Below are 2394 nucleotides of genomic sequence, written 5' to 3'. Positions count from 1 at the left end.
CCACGGACGGCTGTGCCGCGCTGGCGGCCAGGGCGGCCTCGAAGGGGTCCGTTTCGTCCGGCTGTACTGGTGACTCGGGGGCCGGTTCCGGCTCCGGTTCGGGCGCGGGCGCGGCAGCCTTGCCGCCGGAACCCAGCATGTCTTCCAGCAGGGCGTCCAGGTCCGCCACGTCCACAAGATCGGCGGGCTTCTGCGGTGCGGCAGGCGTTGCGGGCGCTGCCGCAGGCGCGGGCGGCGCCTTGGCGTCCAGCCCGGAAATGAGATCGTCGATGTCGTCGTCGCCCATGGACGAGCCGGAACCGCCCGATGTCAGGTCGGCGGCGCTGGGCGCGCCCAGATCGCCGAGCAGGGCGTCCACGTCGGTCATGTCGGGCATGGACAGTTTCTCGTCCGGATCGACGGGACGGCCGGTGATGGCCGAAGGCGTGGACGAGACGGGCTTGGCGGCCATGGAGGGAGCCTCCTCTGCGTCGTGGTGGGCGGCGGGGGCCTTGGGGGCAGCGGGCGCAGGGGCCGGAGCGGGTTCCGACGTATCCGGCAGGTCGCCGATGCTGTTCAGCAAGGCATCGATGTCGGCGTCCATGCTGGCGTCCATTCCAGCATCCATTCCAGCGCCCATTACAGCATCCGGTCCGGCGTCACCGTGGCTGCCGCCGTCGTCCGGTGTCATGGAGGCTGATGGGGACGCGGCGGGGGCCGGGGGCGCGATGTCGGCGTCAAGGGTATCGAACCCCGTCAGCGATTCCAGGCCGCCGCCGTCGGAAAACAGGTCTTCGAGTTCCTTCTCGAAGCTCGCGGCATCGGAGCCGGGCTGCGCCTGTGGGGCGTTGCCCTTCTCGATGATGTCGGTAAGCTCGATGATGTCCTCGTCGGCCGTCAGGTGGGCATCGTCGGTGGGAGACATGACAGACCCTTGGGCAAACCTTCGGTAACGGTTGCGGCGCTCGCGCACCTGTCCGGCAAAGTGCCGCTGTGGAGCGGCGGGCGCTTTGCGTGTTTCAAGGCATCAATACTACACACAGGAGCGGGCATGGCGCAAGCGCGTGCGGCATGCCACATGACACCCCGGCGTGCATCGCCCCGCGCGGCCCCGAAACGCAAAGGGCCGCCCCCGAAGGGACGGCCCGAGAAGCCGGAAGAATGACGGCAGTGCCTAGCTATGGCACTTGGAGCCCTTGCAGCCCGTCAGTTCCTTCTTCTTGGCGGCGTCGGCGCCGGCCGTTTCAAGGTGGCAGCCCACGCAGGTCTTGAACTTGGTGCCCTTGTCATGGATAGCGTGGTAGTAGCCCTTGGCGGACTTGTCTTTCTTGTCCATGTTGTCGTGGCAACCGGCGGTGGCGCACTTCTGGTAGTCTTCCTTGCCGTTGACCGGGTGGTGGCATTCGCCACACTTCACGGCCTTGTGGGTCGAGTGGTTGAAGACCACGGGCTGCTTGGTCTTGTCCATCTTCAGACCGTCGGCGGGGGCCTTCGGGGCGGCGGCAAGGGCGGGCATGGCGATGGCAACGGCCAGCGCGAGCACACCGGTGAGGAACATCTTTTTCATCGCAGAAATACCTCCTTCACAAGGCATGTTAAGGATTTCCCAAGCGCCATGGTAGTAGGTAGCGTTCACGGTGTCAAGACGGGCCGGGAAAATGCGGCGAACTCTGGTGGGTTAGGGGTAAACGTTGCCCCAATCCGAAGGCGTCGCGTGTGCCATGCGGCGCAAGGTGGCGCGGACGTCCATTAGAATGCGGGGCCCGACAGCCTGGCGCCCGGCAGTACGATGGCCCGGTTGCCCGGTTGCCCGGTTGCCCGGTTGCCCGGTTGCAAGGACGCGCCGTTGGCGGCTGCGTCGGATTCCGGCACGTTCCGGCGCGGCTTGCCGGACGGCCGCGCAGGCCGCCGCACAGGTGCCGCGCGTGATTATTCGCCGCCGCCCCGCTTGCGGGTGCCGTCCGGGGCGTACTTGTCCATGTAGCCGCGCGGGGTGACCATGCGCCCGCCCACCATGGTGGTGGCCCCGTTGCCGATGATGACGATGGACAGCATGTCCACGGTTGCCGGGTCAAAGGCCGCAAGCGGCGTGACCGACACCTGCTGATCGGGCCGGTAGGCCTGGCGCACCAGGCCGATGGGGGTGTCCGGCCCCCGGTGTCGGGCGGCGATGGCCAGGGCCTTTTCCAGGTGGTCGGCCCGGCGGCGCGAACGGGGGTTGTAGATGACCACCACGAAGTCCGCGCCAAGGGCCGCATCCAGGCGGCGTTCGATGACCGGCCACGGGGTCAGCAGGTCGCTCAGGCTCACCGAGGCAAAGTCGTGCATCAGCGGCGCGCCCAGCAGGGCGGCGGCCCCGCACAGGGCGGGCACGCCGGGCACCACCTCCACCGCGTGGGCCAAGTGGACCAGGCC

Annotated in this window: 2 protein-coding genes and 1 pseudogene; all 3 read right to left on the bottom strand. The window is 68.3% G+C overall.

Features of this window, described 5'->3' with window-relative positions:
• Positions 1–904: pseudogene (locus FVW27_RS13255) on the bottom strand (hypothetical protein); the annotation flags it as partial.
• Between the two features lie 249 nt (positions 905–1153).
• On the bottom strand, positions 1154–1546 hold the full coding sequence (locus tag FVW27_RS13250) for a cytochrome c3 family protein (RefSeq protein WP_167125856.1): 393 nt from the start codon (positions 1544–1546) through the stop codon (positions 1154–1156).
• Between the two features lie 362 nt (positions 1547–1908).
• The coding region (locus FVW27_RS13245) for a precorrin-3B C(17)-methyltransferase (protein ID WP_167125853.1) at positions 1909–2394 on the bottom strand (486 nt) is incomplete at its 5' end.

Origin of the sequence: Nitratidesulfovibrio liaohensis (assembly GCF_011682075.1) — a bacterium.
In the GTDB taxonomy this organism is placed as follows: Bacteria; Desulfobacterota; Desulfovibrionia; order Desulfovibrionales; family Desulfovibrionaceae; genus Cupidesulfovibrio; species Cupidesulfovibrio liaohensis.
This window is presented reverse-complemented; position numbering and strand designations above follow the sequence as displayed.